We start from the raw sequence: 18,165 nt of genomic DNA on the forward strand, positions 1-18,165 counted from the left end.
GAGTCGTGTCCCGGTAATGGTTGATATCGTTTTAGGCTTCGACTTCGGCATCAAGCGCATCGGTATTGCCATGGGCAATACCCTCACCGGACAGGCGCAGCCCCTGTCCGTGATCAAGGCCATCGACAATGCGACCCGCTTCAAGGTCATCGGTGAGCTCATCGAACAATGGCGCCCGGCGCGCCTGGTGGTCGGCGAGCCGCGCCATCCGGATGGCGCCGAGCACGACATGACCCTGCGTGCGCGCCGCTTCGCCAACCAACTGCACGGCCGTTTCAACCTGCCTGTCGAGCTGGTCGACGAACGCTATTCGTCGGCCGTGATCCAGGCCAAACGTGGCGAGATCATCGACGCCAAGGCCGCCGCCATCATTTTGCAACAGTACTTTGACGACCATGTCCAATCCAACTTCTAACGCTGACGCGTTCGACGCCGAGGCGCTGTACCGCGCCCTGCTCGACGCGGTCCGCGCCGGCCTGGCCGGCGTGTCCGACGCCGCCATCGTCGGCATCCACTCCGGCGGTGCCTGGCTGGCCGAGCGCCTGGCTGCCGACCTCGGCCTGGAAAAGCGCCTCGGCTTCATCGACGTCTCGTTCTACCGCGACGACTATGCCAGGAAAGGCCTGCACCCGGACGTGAAGCCGACCCGCATCGACTTCAACGTCGACGGCGCCACCATCCTGCTGGTCGACGACGTCCTGTACACCGGCCGCACCGTGCGCGCGGCGATCAACGTGCTGTTCGACTACGGCCGCCCGCAGCGCATCATGCTCGGTGCATTGGCCGACCGCGGCGGCCGCGAACTCCCGGTCGCCGCCGATTTCGTCGGCGCCCACGCGCAGCTGGCCGCCGGCCAGTCGCTGTCGCTGACACGCGACACCCAGGGTCAACTCTCGCTCACGATCGAAGACGACAATGCATAACCCGCAACTGAACAAGAACGGCGAGCTGCAGCACCTGCTCACCATCGAAGGCCTGCCCAAGGCCATCATCAACCACATCCTCGACACCGCATCGAGCTTCGTGAGCATTTCCGACCGCGAGGTCAAGAAGGTGCCGCTGATGCGCGGGAAGAGCGTGTTCAACCTGTTCTTCGAGAACTCGACCCGCACCCGCACCACCTTCGAGATCGCCTCCAAGCGCCTGTCGGCCGACGTCATCAACCTGAACATCCAGGCCTCGTCGACCTCGAAGGGCGAGTCGCTGCTGGACACCATCGACAACCTGGCGGCCATGCACGCCGACATGTTCGTGGTGCGCCACGCGCAGTCGGGCGCACCCTACCTGATCGCCAAGCACCTGAACGACACGAAGCAGAACCACGTGCACGTGGTGAACGCCGGCGACGGGCGCCATGCGCACCCGACCCAGGGCCTGCTCGACATGTACACCATCCGCCACTATAAAAAGGACTTCACCAACCTGCGCGTGGCCATCGTCGGCGACATCCTGCACAGCCGCGTGGCGCGCTCGGACATCCACGCGCTGACCACGCTGGGCGTGCCGGAAGTGCGCGCGATCGGCCCGCACACGCTGCTGCCGGGCGGCCTGGAACAGATGGGCGTGCGCGTGTTCACCGACATCGACGAAGGCCTGAAGGACGTCGACGTGATCATCATGCTGCGCCTGCAGAACGAGCGCATGACGGGCGCACTGCTGCCGTCGGCGCAGGAATACTTCAAGAGCTACGGCCTGACGCCGGAGCGCCTGGCGCTGGCCAGGCCGGATGCGATCGTGATGCACCCGGGGCCGATGAACCGCGGCGTCGAGATCGACTCGCAGGTGGCGGACGGATCGCAGGCGGTGATCCTGCCGCAGGTGACCTTCGGTATCGCCACAAGGATGGCGGTGATGAGCATTCTGGCAGGCGGGCACGCATAAGCATGGGCATGAGCATGAATCTACACATCAAGAACGGCCGCGTGATCGACCCGGCCAACGGCATCGACGCGGTGCAGGACCTGTACATCGGCGACGGTAAAGTGGTGGCTGTCGGCAGCGCGCCGGACGGCTTCACGGCCGCGCGCACCATCGACGCCGCCGGCCTGGTGGTCGCGCCCGGCCTGGTCGACCTGTCGGCGCGCCTGCGCGAACCGGGCTACGAATACAAGGCCACGCTGGAATCGGAAATGCGCGCCGCGATGCAGGGCGGCGTGACCACGCTGGTGTGCCCGCCCGACACCGACCCGGTGCTGGACGAGCCGGGCCTGGTCGAGATGCTGAAGCACCGCGCGCGCAACCTGAACCAGGCCAACGTGCACCCGCTGGGCGCCCTGACCATGGGCCTGAAGGGCACCGCGCTGACCGAAATGGCCGAGCTGACCGAGGCCGGCTGCATCGGCTTCGCCCAGGCCGAGCATCCGATCGAGGACACCACCGTGCTGCTGCGCGCCATGCAGTACGCAAAAACCTTCGGCTACACGGTCTGGCTGCGCCCGCAGGACCCGCACATCGGCCGCGGCGGCGTGGCCCACAGCGGTCCGCTGGCCTCGCGCCTGGGCCTGTCCGGCGTGCCGGTGATGTCCGAGACCATCGCCCTGCACACGATCTTCGAACTGATGCGCGCCAGCGGCGCGCGCGTGCACTTGTGCCGCATCTCGTCCGCCGCCGCGCTGGAGCTGATCCGCGCCGCCAAGAAGGAAGGCCTGCCGGTCACCTGCGACGTCGGCGTGCACCACCTGCACATGACCGACGCCGACATCGGTTTCTTCGACGCCAACGCGCGCCTGACGCCGCCGCTGCGCAGCCAGCGCGACCGCGAAGCGATCCGCGCCGCGGTGCTGGACGGTACCGTGGATGCCGTGTGCTCGGACCACACCCCGGTCGACGACGACGAAAAGCTGCTGCCGTTCGCCGAAGCCTCGCCCGGTGCCACCGGTCTCGAACTGCTGCTGGCGCTGATGCTGAAGTGGGCGCACGAGCAGGGCGGCGACGATGCTGCACTGGCGCGCGCGATCTCGCGCATCACGATCGACGCGGCGCGTACCGCAGGCCTGGGTGCCGGCACCCTGTCGGTCGGTGCGCCGGCCGACGTGGTGCTGTTCGATCCGGACACGCGCTGGACCGTGGCCGCATCGAGCCTGGCCAGCCAGGGCAAGCACACGCCTTTCCTCGGCTACGAACTGGCGGGGCAGGTACGGGCGACCGTGGTGGCCGGCCAGGTGGCGTACGAACGCCGGCCTGCCTGAAACATTCGGCGGTAAAATCGGACACGCCGCGGCCTGCGCGGCGTGTCCCGCATCGTTCACTACCTTGACTATCCAGCTTGGATGGCGCCTGGCGCGCCTCGTCTTTCACCTGCTGCGGGGCCTAGCCACCTGCGCCCTGGTGTTCCCGTGGGCCGGCGCGCGCCTGCGCGAGCACCTGGTGCGGCGCTGGTCGGCGCGCCTGCTGGCGATCTGCCGCGTGCGCGTCGAGCACATGGCGGGCGCTGCGCCTCTGGCCCACGCGCTGATCGTGCCGAACCACATTTCCTGGCTCGACATCTTCGTCATCAATGCCCTGCATCCCTGCCGCTTCGTGGCCAAGGCCGAGATCCGCGCCTGGCCGGTGCTCGGCTGGCTGGTGGCGCAGGCCGGCACCGTCTTCATCGCGCGCGGCAACCGGAGAGATCTGCGCCACATCTTCAAGGGCCTGGTCGATGCGCTCGGCCAGGGCCAGCGCGTCGCCTTCTTTCCCGAAGGGACCACCGCCAGCCAGGGGCAGCTGCTGCCCTTCCATGCCAACCTGCTGGAAGCGGCGATCGACGCCCGGGTGCCGGTGCAGCCATACGCACTGGCCTACGTCGACGCGCGCGGCGGCTGGCATGCGGCGGTCGACTACACCGGCGAGACGACCTTCGTCGACAGCATCCTGCGCATCCTGCAGGGCGAGCCGGTAGTGGCGCGGCTGGGCTGCCTGGCGCCGATTGCATCGGAGGGCGCGCACCGGCGCGAGCTGGCGGCGCAGGCGCGCGAGGCGATTGCGCAGGCGCTGGGGGCGGTGGAGGTGCAGTAGGCGGGTATTGCGACCCGCTTTAGTGCTTGCCGCTATGCGGCCGATACTCCGGACAATCCACCTGCAGCAGCGAGCGGTCGTCCAGGCACACCGCCGTCAGCTTTCCGCCCCATACGCAGCCGCTGTCCAGGCCGACCAGGTTCGGCCGCAGCACCACGCCCATTGCCGACCAGTGGCCGAACACCACGGTGACGTCGGCCGTTTTACGCTCGGGCAGGTCGAACCAGGGCTGCAGGTCCGAGCCTTCCGGCCCTTTGTCGCTTTCCTTGTGCTCGAAGTCCATGCGCCCGTCCGGCCAGCACAGGCGCATGCGCGTCAGCGCGTTGACGATGCAGCGCAGGCGCTCGATGCCTTCCAGGCCATCGTCCCAGCGGTCGGGCTGGTTGCCGTACATCTGGCGCAGGAAGTCGACCCAGCCGTCGCTGCGCAGCACGGCCTCGACCTCGCCCGCCAGCGCCATCGTCTGGGCCGCGCTCCATTGCGGCGGCACGCCGGCGTGCACCAGCAGGTGCGCATCGACGAACATCGCCATCGGCCGCCGGCGCAGCCAGCCGACCAGTTCGTCGAGTTCGGGCGCGGCCAGGATCTCGTCCAGGGTGTCCGAGCGGCTCGCCTTGCGCACGCCGGCAGCCACAGCCAGCAGGTGCAGGTCGTGATTGCCGAGCAGGGCGTCGATGCGGCCCTCGCTCGCTTCCGACAAGGCTTTCATGCGGCGTAGCGCAGCCAGTGACTGCGGACCGCGGTTGATCAGATCCCCGACAAAAAGGATACGTGCTTGTTCCGGCGATGTGGCATCGCCGGCAATCCGGTCCAGCAAGAGGCCGGCTTCGTGGGCGCAACCCTGCAGGTCGCCAATGACATAGGTTCTCATGGCTGGATACTAAATGATTCGGCCCGTGCGTGCAGCCATGGATTACCCGATCTTGCTCAATCGGGGCAGGGCAGGGCACGCGTAAACTCCTCGGTTACGGCCTTGACGCCGATTCGGCGCGGTGCATTGCCTTGCGGGTAATTAAATAATAAATGTTTTCATTTCTCGTCAGCTTTGTCGTGTCCGCATTGTTGACCTTGCTGGTCATCCGGCATTCGACATTGCACGGTCCGGCACTCGACAGCAATTTCAGCGGCGTGCAGAAAGTGCACGCGCATGCGGTCGCGCGTATCGGCGGACTCCCGATATTCCTCGCAGTGACCCTCAGTGCGGCGATTTCGGCCTGGCGCGTTCCAGATCTCGGCTATTGGCTGCTGGCACTGCTGGTATGCGCGTCGATTGCATTTATGGGCGGCATCGTCGAAGACTATACGGGAAAAGTGAGGGCATCGCGGCGCCTGGTATTAACCATGCTGGCGGCCCTGCTCGGATATCTGGTACTGGATGCGAAAATCGCCCGCCTCGACATGCCGTTCTCGAGCTGGCCGCTCGATTCGCTGTGGATCGTATTGCCGCTGACGGTACTGGCAGTGGCCGGGATCGCGAATGCAGTGAATATCATCGACGGCTTCAACGGACTGGCCAGCGTGGTGACGATCTTCATGCTGGTGTCGCTCGCTTATGTCGGCTGGCAAGTGGGCGACATGTTCATTCTGGTGTCGGCATTGACGGTGGCAGGGGCGACCGCCGGTTTCCTGGTCTGGAATTATCCGGTCGGCCTGATCTTCCTGGGGGACGGCGGCGCCTACTTCATCGGCTTCATGCTGGGCGAACTGGCGCTGCTGCTGGTGATGCGCAATCCGCAGGTGTCCACCTGGTATGCGGCATTGCTGCTGATATATCCCGCTTTTGAAACAATATTTTCCGCTTATCGCCGAATGTTTGTAAGAGGAAAATCCCCGGCAGTACCCGATGGAATACATCTGCATAGCCTGATTTTTCGGCGGATTGTGCAATGGACTGTTGGTCCAAAGGAGGCGCGCGCACTGCTGAAACGGAATTCCCGCACTTCGCCTTACCTGTGGTTGTTTTCGCTCACCGCGGTAATACCGGCAACCGTGTTCTGGCGGAATACGGAAGTTTTGATATTCTTCAGTTTGTTGTTCATTATCAGTTACGTCTGGTTGTATGCGCGTATCGTTCGATTCAAGTCGCCACGCTGGCTCATTTGGAACAAAAAAACTGATTAAACATCGAAGTTGTAGTATATTGCGACAATTGGTGATAATTCGATGAATTCGGTTCAACTCTACTTATAAGGAACGACGATGGATCTGTCTAATATGTCCTTGGGCGATTTGCGTAACCTGCAGGAGCAGATCAAGAAGGAAATGAAAACCCGCGAGCAGCAGGAAGTGCAAAAGGCACGCGAACAGATCCTGGCGATCGCACAAAGCGTCGGCATGTCGCCGAAAGACCTGATCAGCACCGCCGGCCGCGGCGCAAAAGCGACGGCGAACCCGGGTTCGGTCGCAGTTCGTTTCCGTAATCCGGACGATGCTTCGCAACAGTGGACCGGCCGTGGCCGCCAGCCGAAGTGGGTCAAGGAATGGGTCGAAGGCGGTAAATCGCTGGATAAACTGCGCGTCTGAATCTGATTCGTTGTTTAACGGGAGTGTTTCCAATCGTGGGAATACTCCCGCGTATTTGCGGAAATTCCTACGCCGCGGTTTCTTTCCATTCTGCAGTCCATTATTTCTCCCCGCCGCGCATTCGCGCATCTTTCCCCCTGCACACTGCTGGAATTCCCATCGTTCCGGCTTGCCGCTACAATATCGGTTTTTGTCTCTTGTTCAACACAAGGTAAACCATGGTCCCTCTCTCGAAAACGATTTTCAAGGCTTATGATATTCGTGGTGTCATCGGCAGCACGCTGGACGAGGGGATCGCCCGCAAGATCGGCCAGGCATTCGGCGCCGCCGCGCTGGCAAAGGGAGAACGCAAGGTCGTCATCGGCCGCGATGGCCGCCTGTCCGGACCGGGCCTGGCCAAGGCGCTGGCCGAGGGCCTGCAGGCCGCCGGCGTCGACGTGATCGACCTGGGCATGGTCGCCACCCCGATGGTCTACTTCGGCACCAACGTGCTGGATGCGCGTTCGGGCATCATGGTCACCGGCAGCCACAACCCGCCGGACTACAACGGCTTCAAGATGGTGCTGGCCGGCGAGGCGATCTATGGAGACGCGATCCAGGACCTGTACGGGGCAATCGAGCGCGACGATTTCACGCCAGCCGCCAGCGCAGGCGCATATTCGACCCACGACATCCGCGACGCCTACATCCAGCGCATCGCCGGCGACGTCAAGATCGCGCGTCCGATCAAGATCGCGGTCGATGCCGGCAACGGCGTGGCCGGCGCCTTCGCGGGCGACCTGTTCCGCGCGATGGGCTGCGAGGTGATCGAGATGTTCTGCGAAGTCGACGGCCACTTCCCGAACCACCATCCGGATCCGGCGCACCCGGAAAACCTGCAGGACCTGATCGAGAAGCTCAAGACGTCCGACGCCGAGATCGGCCTCGCCTTCGACGGCGACGGCGACCGCCTGGGCGTGGTCACCAAGGATGGCCAGATCATCTTCCCGGATCGCCAGATGATGCTGTTCGCAGCCGATGTCCTGTCGCGCAACCCGGGCGCCGAGATCCTGTACGACGTCAAATGCACGCGCCACCTCGGCCCGTGGATCGCCGAGCACGGCGGCCGTCCGCTGATGTGGAAGACCGGGCACTCGCTGGTCAAGGCCAAGCTGAAGGAAACAGGTGCCCCGCTGGGCGGCGAGATGAGCGGGCATATTTTCTGGAAGGACCGCTGGTTCGGCTTCGACGACGGCCTGTACACCGGCGCGCGCCTGCTCGAGATCCTGACCCGCGAAGCCGATCCCTCGAGCCTGCTGAACGGCCTGCCGCAGGCGTCCAGCACCCCCGAACTGCACCTGCACCTGCAGGAAGGCGAGAACTTCGCGCTGATCGACAAGCTGCGCGCCAACGCCGAATTCCCGGGCGCCGAGCGCGTGGTCGACATCGACGGCCTGCGCGTCGAGTATGCGGATGGCTTCGGGCTGGCGCGCGGTTCCAACACCACCCCGGTGGTGGTGCTGCGTTTCGAAGGCGAGAATCCGGAAGCGCTGGACCGCATCCAGAAGGAATTCGCGCGCGTGATCCTGGCCGCCAAGCCGGATGCCCACCTGCCGTTCTGAAGCCGCGCGCCGGCCTGTCAACGATGACGCATTAAAAATGAAGATTCTGCTGGTCCGGGTGTCGTCGCTCGGCGACGTGCTGCATAACCTGCCGCTGGTGGCCGACATCCTGCGCCACCACCCGGGCGCCCAGGTCGACTGGGTGGTGGAAGAGGGCTACGTCAGCCTGGTGCGCCTGAACCCGATGGTGCGCAAGGTCATTCCGTTCGCCCTGCGGCGCTGGAAAAAGGGACTCGGCGACGCAGCCGTGCGCGCCGAGCTGCGCGGCTTTTTCCGCGACCTGCGTGCCGAACAGTACGACTACGTGTTCGATACCCAGGGCCTGATCAAGACCGGCATCATCATGGCCGCGGCGCGCGTGCGGCCCGGCGGGCAGAAGATCGGCCTGGCCAACGGCACCGAGGATTCCGGCTACGAAGGCATCTCGCGCGTGTTCCACACCCGCAGCATCGCGGTCGAGCCGCGTACCCACGCGGTGGCGCGCGGGCGCCAGGTGGTGGCCGCCGCGCTCGGCTACACGGTCGATTCGCCCCCCGACTTCGGCCTCCCGCCTCCCACCAGCACGCGTCCGGACTGGATGCCGGCCGGCGACTACGCGGTTTTCTTTCACGGCACCGCGCGCGATGCCAAGAAGTGGGCGTCCGCTCACTGGATCGCGCTGGGCCGGGCATTGGCGCCGCTGCCCATTCTGCTGCCCTGGGGTTCGCCGCGTGAACAGCAGGAAGCCGAGGCACTGGCCGCGGCGCTGCCGAACGCGCGCGTGCTGCCGAAGCTGTCGATGATGGATGCGGTCGAACTGGCACGCCACGCCGCGCTGGCGGTCGGCGTCGATACCGGCCTGACCCACATCGCCGCCGCTTTTGTCCGTCCCACGGTCGAGATCTATTGCGATTCGCCGCGCTGGAAGACCGAGGGCAACTGGTCGCCGCGCATCGTCAACCTCGGCGATACCGGCGCGCCGCCGACGGTCGAGCAGGTCGTGGCCGCGGCGCGCGGATTATTGCAACAGGTTTGACATGCACTTTTTCTACGCTCTTTTGTATTCGATTCTCTGGTGGCTGGCGCTGCCTCTGGTACTGGGCCGCCTGTGGTGGCGCGGGCGCAAGGAGCCGGGCTACCGCCGGCACCTGGGCGAACGCCTCGGCTTCTACGGACGCAGGCCCAGGCATGACGCAGGCGCGCGCCTGACGATCATGGTGCACGCGGTGTCGGTCGGCGAGACCCGCGCCGCCGAGCCCCTGATCGAGATGCTGCTGGCGCGCTGGCCCGACTGCCGCATCCTGTTGACCCACATGACGCCGACCGGGCGTGCTACCGGCGAAGCCCTGTTCAAGAAGCATGGGCGCGTCATCCAGTCCTATCTGCCCTACGACACCGGCTTCATGGTCGGCCGTTTCCTGCATCACTACACGCCCAGGATCTGCATCCTGATGGAGACCGAGGTGTGGCCGAACCTGATCGCGGCCTGCGGCGCCTACGGCATTCCGGTGGCGCTGGTGAATGCGCGCCTGTCCGAGCGTTCGCTCGAGCGCGGCCGGCGTTTTGGCGGCCTGATGATGGAAGCGGCGCGCGGGATCACGCTGGCGGCGGCCCAGACCGAGGCCGACGCCGCGCGCATCCGCTCCCTTGGCACTCCCGACGTCGCCGTCACCGGCAGCATCAAGTTCGACGTGGTGCCGCCGCAAGCCGCGCTGCAGACCGGCGCCATGCTGCGCGCGCGCTTCGCCGGCCGTCCGGTGCTGCTGTGCGCTTCCACCCGCGAAGGCGAGGAAGCGCTGATCCTGGACGCCTTCCTGCGCACGGCGCGCCCCCAGGGCATGCTGCTCCTGCTGGTGCCGCGCCATCCGCAGCGCTTCGACGACGTGGCGCGCCTGGTGGAAGAACGGGGATTGCGCCTGGCGCGCCGCTCCAGCCTGCCGGACCGGGTCGAGGCAGCGCAGTTTGATGTACTGCTGGGCGACTCGATGGGCGAGATGTTCGCCTATTACGCGGCCTGCGACTGCGCCTACATCGGCGGCAGCCTGCTGCCGCTGGGCGGCCAGAACCTGATCGAAGCCTGCGCCCTCGGCAAGCCGGTGCTGGTCGGCCAGCACACCTTCAACTTCCTGCAGGCGACCGAGGAAGCGGTGGCCGCCGGCGGCGCCCTGCGCGTGGCAGATGCCGATGCCTTGCTGCGCGAAGCCGCCGAACTGCTGCAGGACGATGCGCGCCGTGCCGCCATGGGTGCCCGGGCACTGTCTTTCGCAGGCAAACATCGTGGCGCAACGGCGCGCACTGTTGAACTCTTGCAACGATTTATTGACTAGCTTTTGCTACCATACCCTTTAGTATAAAGAACGAAAGGGGATGGACATGTTGTGGTCTCATCGCACGCGAGGGGGCGGCGGCGCCGAAGCCGACGCTGCGCTCATGGAACACCCGCACGCCGCCGATCTCGGCGCCGATGCGATGCCGGCGGCGGCGATCCCGATCGTGCATCCCCCGGCGGCCTCCCAGGAACTGCATTTCTGGGTCCGTTATACCCTGTTCGAATACCTGGGTTTCATGTGGGAGCACGGCGGTTACCTGATCCGGCGCCGCCACATCCGCTGGCCGCTCGGCTTCTACCTGCGCAGCAAGAGCACGCTGTCGGCGGCGCTGCATTTCATCCTGCTGCGCCGCGGGCGCCGCACCTACGAATTCGCGATCGACCAGCACGGCATCGTGCGCACCAGCGACACAGGCGTGTCGCTGATCGACTGGAACGACGTGAGCCGCATCCGCACCTACTCGAAGGGCTTCATGATGGTGCTCAAGCGCGGCACGCTGCCGATCCCGTTCCGCTGCCTGAGCGGAGCCGAGGTCGAGGCCATGAAAGTCATCGCCGCGGCGCGCGCCGCCGGCGAACTGCAGTTCCGCGGCGCCGCCTGATCCGCGCACTGCGCGCGGATCAGGCGCTCACTCCTCCGGAAACAACACCGGCATCTCGATCGACCGCTTCTTGAGCGCCGCCTTGGCGCCGTCGTAATCCGGGAACACCTCGCCGACCACGGCCCAGAAACGCGGGCTGTGGTTCATTTCGCGCAGGTGCGCCAGTTCGTGCACCACCACGTAGTCGAGCAGCGCCAGCGGGTAGTGCACCAGCTTCCAGTTCAGACGGATGTTGCCGGCCACCGTGCACGAGCCCCAGCGCGTGCCGGCCGAGGAAATCGCATACGCGTTGTAGGTGACGCCCACGCGCGGCGCATACAGGTCGAGGCGTTCGCCGAACAGGCGCCGCGCCTCGTCCTGGAACCAGCGCTTGACGCGTTCGCGCAACTGCCATTCGGACAGGCCGGGCGTCACGCCGACGTTCAGGGTGCGTGCCTCGGCATCGAACACGCAGTGGCTGCGCGCCGCTTCCTGCAGGCGCAGGGTGATGTCGCCGCCCAGGTAGGGCAGGCAGGCGCCGTCGACCCATTCCACCGGCGCGCGCTGGGCGCGCATGACGCGCCGTTCGCCACGCTCGAACAGCTTGGTCAGGATCCAGCCCTGCTTGGCGCGGATCGCGCTCTCGATGTCGGCATGGCTGGAACGCCGCGGCGAGGTCACGCGCAGGCCGTCGTCGTCGATCATGAAGCCGTGCGAGCGGCGCGCCGAGCGGCGCAGCGCGTAGTGGACGGTGTGGGAGCCGAGCTGGATCTTCTGCAGCGGCGGGTCGTTCGGGCCGACCGGCGGCGCCGGCAGGCTGCGGGTCGGCGTGGGTGGCGCCTTGAACAGCGGGGCCGGCGGCGAATAGCTTTGTGGAGCGGGTGTTGCCGCCGCCGGCGGGGCCGGCGGCTTGAGGGCCTCGAAGAGGTCGTGCTGCAGGGAGGTCATGGTGGGCTGCGATGTAGATGGTGCTTTGGTCCGCGCGCCCAATTCGTTCAGGTACCTTTGTAGGCGTGGGGCGAAATGACGCGCATTTCCGATTCTATCCAATTTTCGACCTCTTGCATCAGGCTGTCGGGAGTGTGGTTTTCAGGCGATATCGGTTTGCCAATCGAGACGGTGACCAGGCCCGGACGTTTGATGAACGAGCCCTTCGGCCAGCACTCACCTGAATTATGCGCGATCGGCACGACAGTTGCACCTGTCGCGATTGCCAGGCGCGTGCCGCCGCTCTTGTAGGTGCCTTTCTCGCCGACCGGGATGCGGGTCCCTTCCGGGAACATGATGATCCACTGGCCGTCGGCCAGGCGCCGCTTGCCGTGGCGGACCACGTCGGCGAAGGCGCGCTTGCCGCGCTTGCGGTCGATCGGGATCATGCGCAGCAGCGCCATGGCCCAGCCAAAGAACGGGATGTAGAGGATTTCCTTCTTGAAGACAAACACCAGCGGGTGCGTCATGTTCGGCAGCAGGAAGATGGTTTCCCACGCCGACTGGTGCTTCGACAGCAGGACGGTCGGGCCCGACGGCAGGTTGTCGTAGCCCTTGAACTGGTAGCGGATGCCGCAGATGACGCGCGCGCACCAGATGATGAAGACGTTCCAGCGCGAGGTCACCCAGAAGCGCGTGTTGTATGGGAAGGGCGCGGCCAGGAAGCACACGCAGGCCCAGACGACGGTGGCGGCCACCATGATGATCGTGAATAGCAAAGAGCGCAAAAACAGGGTGGCGGTACGCAAGAACGGTCTCCGACAGAGGGTGATTCAGCCGGCCTGGCTGGCCGTGGGGGATTTCAGGAACGCGGCAACCATCGCGGCGAGGTCGGGGAAGACCTGCGTCCCGGGTGGCAGGCCGCCGGTCTCCAGCGTCTTTTCGCCCTTGCCCGTCAATACCAGGTAGGGCAGGCAGCCGCTGATGAAGCCGGCCTGCAGGTCGCGCAGCGAGTCGCCGACGGTCGGCACGCCTTTCAGGCTGAGCTTGAAGCGCTTGCTGATCTCCTCGAACATCCCGGCCTTGGGCTTGCGGCAGTCGCAGTTGTCGATCGCCGCGTGCGGGCAGAAGAAGATGGCGTCGATGTCGGCGCCGACCAGCTGCGCCGCCCCGTGCATCTTCTGGTGGATCGCGTTCAGCGTCGTCATGTCGAACAGTTCGCGCGCGATGCCCGACTGGTTCGAGGCGATGACGACGCGGTAGCCGGCCTGGTTCAGGCGCGCGATCGCCTCGAGCGATCCCGGGATCGGGATCCACTCGGCCGGCGACTTGATGAAATCGGGGGAGTCCTGGTTGATGACCCCATCCCGGTCGAGGATGATCAGCTTCATGGCGCGTCCCGGCTTATGCCGCCAGCTTGGAAATGTCGGCCACGCGGTTCATCAGCGCGTGCAGGCGCTGCAGCAGGGCCAGGCGGTTGTTACGCAGCGCCACGTCCTCGGCCATCACCATCACATCGTTGAAGAAGGCGTCGACCGCATCGCGCAGCTGGGCCAGGGTCTTGAGCGTGCCGCCGAAGTCGCCGCTTGCGAAGGCGGCATCGACTTCCGGCTGCACCCGCGTGACGGCGGCGAACAGGGTCTTTTCCGCTTCGTCCTGCAGCAGGGCCGGATCGACGCTGCTTGCCTGTGCCAGCGCTTCCTCGTTCTTTTTCAGGATGTTGGTGATGCGCTTGTTGGCGGCGGCCAGCGATGCGCTTTCCGGCAGCGCGGCAAAGGCCTGCACCGCTTCCAGGCGCTGCACCACGTCGTCGACGCGGTCCGGGTTCTGCGCCAGCACCGCTTCCACCTCGTTCGGCGAGAAGCCGCGGTCGCGCAGCAGGCCGCGCAGGCGGTCCAGCATGAAGGCGGTCACTTCCCTAGCAGGGTCCTTGAAGCCGGCCTGGCCTTCGAACACGGCGGCGGCTTGCTGCAGCAGGTCGGCGATGCCCAGCGGCAGGCGCTTCTCGACCAGCATGCGCATCACGCCGAGCGCATGGCGGCGCAGCGCGAACGGATCCTTCTCGCCGGTCGGCTGCAGGCCGATCGACCAGATCCCGACCAGGGTTTCCAGTTTATCGGCCAGCGCCACCACCAGGCCGGTGTTGGTCGAGGGCAGGGCGTCGCCCGAGAAGCGCGGCTGGTAGTGCTCGGACGCGGCCAGCGCGACTTCTTCCGGCTCGTTGTCGTTGCGGGCATAGTAGGTGCCCATGATGCCCTGCAGCTCGGGGAACTCGCCGACCATGTCGGTCAGCAGGTCGGTCTTGGCCAGCTGGGCGCCGCGTTCGGCCAGCTGCACGTCGTAGCCGAGGCGTGCCGCGATGGCGCCGGCCAGGCGGGTGACGCGCTGGGTGCGTTCAAGCTGGGTGCCCAGCTTGTTGTGGTAGACCACGTTGGCCAGCTGCGGCAGGCGCGAAGCCAGGGTCTTCTTCTTGTCCTGCTCGAAGAAGAACTTGGCGTCCGACAGGCGCGGACGCACCACGCGCTCGTTGCCGCCGACGATGGCGCTCGGATCGTCGGTCTCCAGGTTGGATACGATCAGGAAGCGCGAACGCAGCTTGCCGGCGCTGTCGGTCAGCGCAAAGTACTTCTGGTTGGTCTGCATGGTCAGGATCAGGCATTCCTGCGGTACCGACAGGAACACGTCCTCGAACTTGCACTCGTAGACCACCGGCCATTCGACCAGCGCCGCCACTTCGTCGAGCAGCGCTTCCGGCATCAGGACCTGGTCGCCGCCGGCCTTCGCCAGCAGCTGGGTGCGGATCGCTTCCTTGCGTTCTTCGGTGGAGGCGACCACCTTGCCGCGGGTCTTCAGCAGATCGTTATAGGTATCGGCATCCGCCACGTCGAAGGACTGGCCGTCTGACAGGAAGCGGTGGCCGAGCGTGCTGCGGCCGGCCGCCAGGCCGAGCAGCGACAGCGGGACCACATCGGCGCCATGCAGCGCCAGCAGCGAGTGCACCGGGCGCACGAACTGCACGGTGTCGCCGCTTGGCCGCTGATAGCTCATTACCTTCGGGATCGGCAGCTTGGCCACCGATTCTTCCAGCACCGGCTGCAGGCCGGACGCCAGGGCGCTGCCGGGAGCGGTGTGGGTGTAGAAGAAGCTCTCGGCCTTGCCGTCCTGGGCGCGTTCGAGGTCGGCCACCTGCAGGTCGGGGAAACCGAGCGCTGCCAGCTTCTTGGCCAGCGGAGCGGTCGGGTTGCCGTCCTTGTCCAGGGCGACGCTCACCGGCAGCACTTTTTCGCGGATGGTCTTGTCCGGCGAGGTGGCGCGCACCCTGGTGATCGACACCGCCAGGCGGCGCGGGGTGGACCAGGCGCTGACGACGCTGTCGTCTTCGAGGAAGCCGCGCGCTTTCAATCCGTTGGCGATGCCGTTCGCAAAGGCGGCGCCCAGTTTCACGAGCGCCTTCGGCGGCAGTTCTTCAGTCTGGAGTTCGACGAGTAAGGTCTGGTTCATGGTTGTTCTATTCTGTTCTTAGGCGGCTTTGGCTTCGTCTGCGGCGGTTTTGGGCAGCATCGGGAAGCCCAGCTTCTCGCGCGAGTCGTAATAAGCCTGGGCGACCAGGCGCGACAGCGTGCGCACGCGGCCGATGTAGGCGGCGCGCTCGGTGACGGAGATCGCGCCGCGCGCGTCCAGCAGGTTGAAGCTGTGCGAGGCCTTCATGATCTGCTCGTAGGCCGGCAGCGTCAGCGCCAGTTCGATCAGGCGCTTGGCTTCGCTCTCGTGGTTGCCGAAGGCCTGGAACAGCAGTTCGGTGTTCGAGTGCTCGAAGTTGTAGGTCGATTGTTCGACCTCGTTCTGGTGGAACACGTCGCCGTAGGACAGCGACTTCTTCTCGCCGTTTTCTTCCCACTCGGTCCACACCAGGTCGTACACGTTTTCGACGCCCTGCAGGTACATCGCCAGGCGTTCGATGCCGTAGGTGATCTCGCCCAGCACCGGCTTGCAATCGAGGCCGCCGACCTGCTGGAAGTAGGTGAACTGGGTGACTTCCATGCCGTTCAGCCAGACTTCCCAGCCCAGGCCCCAGGCGCCCAGGGTCGGGCTTTCCCAGTCGTCCTCGACGAAGCGCACGTCGTTCTTCTTCAGGTCAAGGCCCAGCGCTTCCAGCGATCCGAGGTAGAGGTCGAGGATGTTTTCCGGGGCCGGCTTCAGGACCACCTGGTACTGGTAATAGTGCTGCAGGCGGTTCGGGTTTTCGCCGTAGCGGCCGTCCTTCGGGCGGCGCGACGGCTGCACGTAGGCTGCGCGCCACGGCTCCGGGCCGATCGCGCGCAGGAAGGTGCCGGTGTGGAAGGTGCCCGCGCCGACTTCCATGTCGTACGGCTGGAGCAGGGCGCAACCCTGCTTGTCCCAGTAGGTTTGCAGAGTCAGGATGATTTGTTGGAATGTGAGCATCTTGTAGGCTTCGCGCGCACAGGTCGCGAACACGGTGAGTTTGCTAAAACACCAATTTTAGCGGTTTTTATAGGCGGGATCGACATGGAATCGTGAATCGGCGGCGCGAACCACGATTTTATTCGGCAGGGCCGGTCCGGTTTCATGCGTCGGCCCGGCGCCGGCGCCGTCCGGCCAGCCAGGCGCCGGCCAGGGCCAGCGCGCCCAGGCCCAGGAACAGCAGGTTGCCGAAGCGGATGTAGGGCGTCATGCCGGCCATGCCCTGCACGCGCGCGGCCAGCACGTCCTGGCGGTAGTACGGAATCTGCTGCTGCACGTTGCCGCGGCCGTCGATGATGGCGGTGGCGCCGTTGTTGGTCGCGCGCAGCATCGGACGGCCGGTTTCCAGCGAACGCATGCGCGAAATCTGCAGGTGCTGCGGAATCGCCACCGATTCGCCGTACCAGGCCAGGTTCGACACGTTCAGCAGCAGCGTGGCCGGGCGCGGCGCATCGCGCAGCTGCTTGGCGATCTCTTCGCCGAACACGTCTTCGTAGCAGACGTTCGGCAGCACCAGCTGGTCCTTCACTGGGAACGGCGCCTGGACCGCGGCCCCACGCGTGAAGTCGCCCAGCGGGATCTGCATCAGGTTGGTGAACCAGCGGAAGCCGGTCGGGATGAATTCGCCGAAGGGCACCAGGTGGTGCTTGTCGTAGCGGTAGGCCTGGCCCTGCGGACCGATGCCGGCCACGCTGTTGGCGTAATCGGCGGCGTTGTTCGCCAGCGGAATGCCGAACAAATAATAGCTGCCGGTGCGCGCGGCGAAATCGTTGAAGGTGCCCAGGTAGCCCGGCGGCAGCTGGTGCGGGAACACCGGGATCGCGGTTTCCGGCGCGGCGATCAGGTCGGCCGGCGCGGCGGTCAGCATGTCGCGGTAGCGCACCAGGATCTCGCCCAGGTATTCGGCGGCGAATTTCTCGTCCTGGCGGATGTTCCCCTGCAGCAGGCGCACCGTGATCGGCTGGCCGCTCGGGTGCGTCCATTCGACCTGGCGCAGCAGGCCGCCGGCCACCAGCAGCGCGCCGAACAGCGCCAGCGCCGGCATCTTGTGGCGCTGGGTCAGCATCACCAGGCAGGACGCGCACAGCGCCACCAGCACGCCGATGCCGTACACGCCGACCAGCGGCGCGAAGCCGGCCAGCGGCGCCAGGTTGTGCGCATAGCCGGATGCGGCCCAGGGAAAACCGGTGAACACCCAGCCGCGCATCCATTCCGACACGCCCCACAGGACGGGCAGCACCAGCAGCAAGAAGGCGGGGACCGGCAGCGACCAGCGCTTGCGCAGCCAGGTGGACAGGCCCGTCGCCAGGGCGCCGAACAGGCCCATGTACAGGCCGAGGAGGGCGATCGCGATCGCGCCCAGCACCGCCGGCAGGCCGCCGAAACGGGTGATCGCGATATACAGCCAGTGCATGCCGGCCACCGACCAGCCGAAGCCGAAGGCCCAGCCGAGGAAGGTGGCGCGCCTGACCGAGCTGCCCATGCCGACCTGGTAGAACAGCCAGGCCAGCACCAGGAACTGCAATGGCCACCAGCCGAAGGGTTCGAAGGAGAACAGGCTCAGGCCGCCGGCGATGGCGGCAAGAACGAGGGCCTTGAGGGAGGGGCGGGTGCCGCGCAGCGCAGGGTCGGGGGCGGTGGCAGTCTTGGTTGGGCGGCGCAGGATCAAGCGTGGGTCCAATGTCGTTAGCTCGTCGCCCCTGCGGAGGCAGGGGCCCAAGTGATGCGATATGCCTGCAACTTGGGC

General features: G+C 65.9%; 18 protein-coding genes. 11 read left to right on the top strand and 7 right to left on the bottom strand.

Annotation, left to right across the window (positions count from 1 at the left end):
* Nucleotides 1-16 precede the first annotated feature (16 nt).
* The 5 genes from ruvX to FBX97_RS11925 all read left to right on the top strand — a co-directional run bounded on the left by ruvX (nucleotide 17) and on the right by FBX97_RS11925 (nucleotide 3,996).
* A complete protein-coding gene (gene ruvX, locus FBX97_RS11905; RefSeq protein ID WP_141831845.1) occupies nucleotides 17-415 on the top strand; it encodes a Holliday junction resolvase RuvX in 399 nt (132 codons plus the stop codon).
* A complete protein-coding gene (gene pyrR, locus FBX97_RS11910; RefSeq protein ID WP_141831848.1) occupies nucleotides 396-923 on the top strand; it encodes a bifunctional pyr operon transcriptional regulator/uracil phosphoribosyltransferase PyrR in 528 nt (175 codons plus the stop codon). Before ruvX ends, pyrR begins: the two co-directional genes overlap by 20 nt.
* The gene (locus tag FBX97_RS11915; RefSeq protein ID WP_141831850.1) at nucleotides 916-1,881 is read left to right on the top strand and encodes an aspartate carbamoyltransferase catalytic subunit; all 966 of its coding nucleotides are present in this window, start codon (nucleotides 916-918) and stop codon (nucleotides 1,879-1,881) included. The genes pyrR and FBX97_RS11915 overlap by 8 nt, the downstream gene beginning before the upstream one ends.
* Nucleotides 1,882-1,895: 14 nt before the next feature.
* Nucleotides 1,896-3,188, top strand: coding sequence for a dihydroorotase (locus tag FBX97_RS11920; RefSeq protein WP_141834360.1), 1,293 nt, complete (start codon nucleotides 1,896-1,898; stop codon nucleotides 3,186-3,188).
* A gap of 64 nt (nucleotides 3,189-3,252) precedes the next feature.
* The gene (locus FBX97_RS11925) at nucleotides 3,253-3,996 is read left to right on the top strand and encodes a 1-acyl-sn-glycerol-3-phosphate acyltransferase (RefSeq protein ID WP_141831852.1); all 744 of its coding nucleotides are present in this window, start codon (nucleotides 3,253-3,255) and stop codon (nucleotides 3,994-3,996) included.
* A 19-nt stretch (nucleotides 3,997-4,015) separates the two neighbouring features.
* On the opposite strand, the gene FBX97_RS11930 is transcribed toward FBX97_RS11925, so the two are convergent.
* Nucleotides 4,016-4,867, bottom strand: coding sequence for a symmetrical bis(5'-nucleosyl)-tetraphosphatase (locus FBX97_RS11930; protein ID WP_141831854.1), 852 nt, complete (start codon nucleotides 4,865-4,867; stop codon nucleotides 4,016-4,018).
* A 152-nt stretch (nucleotides 4,868-5,019) separates the two neighbouring features.
* Here FBX97_RS11930 and FBX97_RS11935 point away from each other — a divergent pair, with 152 nt between their 5' ends.
* From FBX97_RS11935 to FBX97_RS11960, 6 genes are all read left to right on the top strand, one after another.
* Nucleotides 5,020-6,117, top strand: a complete 1,098-nt coding sequence (locus FBX97_RS11935) for a glycosyltransferase (protein ID WP_141831856.1) — start codon at nucleotides 5,020-5,022, stop codon at nucleotides 6,115-6,117.
* A 78-nt stretch (nucleotides 6,118-6,195) separates the two neighbouring features.
* The gene (locus FBX97_RS11940; protein WP_141831857.1) at nucleotides 6,196-6,519 is read left to right on the top strand and encodes an H-NS family nucleoid-associated regulatory protein; all 324 of its coding nucleotides are present in this window, start codon (nucleotides 6,196-6,198) and stop codon (nucleotides 6,517-6,519) included.
* Between the two features lie 218 nt (nucleotides 6,520-6,737).
* Nucleotides 6,738-8,120 (top strand): phosphomannomutase/phosphoglucomutase, encoded by a 1,383-nt coding sequence (locus FBX97_RS11945; protein ID WP_141831859.1) that lies wholly within the window; start codon nucleotides 6,738-6,740, stop codon nucleotides 8,118-8,120.
* 37 nt (nucleotides 8,121-8,157) lie between these two features.
* On the top strand, nucleotides 8,158-9,135 hold the full coding sequence (gene waaC, locus FBX97_RS11950; RefSeq protein ID WP_141831861.1) for a lipopolysaccharide heptosyltransferase I: 978 nt from the start codon (nucleotides 8,158-8,160) through the stop codon (nucleotides 9,133-9,135).
* Between the two features lies 1 nt (nucleotide 9,136).
* Nucleotides 9,137-10,426: a lipid IV(A) 3-deoxy-D-manno-octulosonic acid transferase gene (gene waaA / locus FBX97_RS11955; RefSeq protein WP_141831863.1), complete on the top strand. Its 1,290-nt coding sequence runs from the start codon at nucleotides 9,137-9,139 to the stop codon at nucleotides 10,424-10,426.
* A 46-nt stretch (nucleotides 10,427-10,472) separates the two neighbouring features.
* Nucleotides 10,473-11,030: a YcxB family protein gene (locus FBX97_RS11960; protein WP_255517434.1), complete on the top strand. Its 558-nt coding sequence runs from the start codon at nucleotides 10,473-10,475 to the stop codon at nucleotides 11,028-11,030.
* 27 nt (nucleotides 11,031-11,057) lie between these two features.
* Here FBX97_RS11960 and FBX97_RS11965 read toward each other — a convergent pair whose 3' ends face one another.
* From FBX97_RS11965 to lnt, 6 genes are all read right to left on the bottom strand, one after another.
* On the bottom strand, nucleotides 11,058-11,957 hold the full coding sequence (locus FBX97_RS11965) for a M48 family metallopeptidase (RefSeq protein ID WP_141831865.1): 900 nt from the start codon (nucleotides 11,955-11,957) through the stop codon (nucleotides 11,058-11,060).
* Between the two features lie 47 nt (nucleotides 11,958-12,004).
* Nucleotides 12,005-12,745 carry a 1-acyl-sn-glycerol-3-phosphate acyltransferase gene (locus FBX97_RS11970; RefSeq protein ID WP_141831867.1) on the bottom strand — a complete coding sequence of 247 codons (741 nt, stop codon included), beginning with the start codon at nucleotides 12,743-12,745 and terminating at the stop codon, nucleotides 12,005-12,007.
* A gap of 24 nt (nucleotides 12,746-12,769) precedes the next feature.
* The gene (gene gmhB / locus FBX97_RS11975) at nucleotides 12,770-13,327 is read right to left on the bottom strand and encodes a D-glycero-beta-D-manno-heptose 1,7-bisphosphate 7-phosphatase (protein WP_141831869.1); all 558 of its coding nucleotides are present in this window, start codon (nucleotides 13,325-13,327) and stop codon (nucleotides 12,770-12,772) included.
* Between the two features lie 13 nt (nucleotides 13,328-13,340).
* A complete protein-coding gene (gene glyS / locus FBX97_RS11980) occupies nucleotides 13,341-15,437 on the bottom strand; it encodes a glycine--tRNA ligase subunit beta (RefSeq protein ID WP_141831871.1) in 2,097 nt (698 codons plus the stop codon).
* Between the two features lie 18 nt (nucleotides 15,438-15,455).
* A complete protein-coding gene (glyQ, locus tag FBX97_RS11985) occupies nucleotides 15,456-16,379 on the bottom strand; it encodes a glycine--tRNA ligase subunit alpha (RefSeq protein WP_141834366.1) in 924 nt (307 codons plus the stop codon).
* 142 nt (nucleotides 16,380-16,521) lie between these two features.
* Entirely contained in the window at nucleotides 16,522-18,099 is a 1,578-nt protein-coding gene (gene lnt, locus FBX97_RS11990) for an apolipoprotein N-acyltransferase (RefSeq protein WP_255517435.1), read from the bottom strand.
* Between the last annotated feature and the right edge of the window lie 66 nt (nucleotides 18,100-18,165).

Source organism: Herbaspirillum sp. SJZ107 (assembly GCF_006715485.1).
GTDB lineage: Bacteria > Pseudomonadota > Gammaproteobacteria > Burkholderiales > Burkholderiaceae_D > Telluria.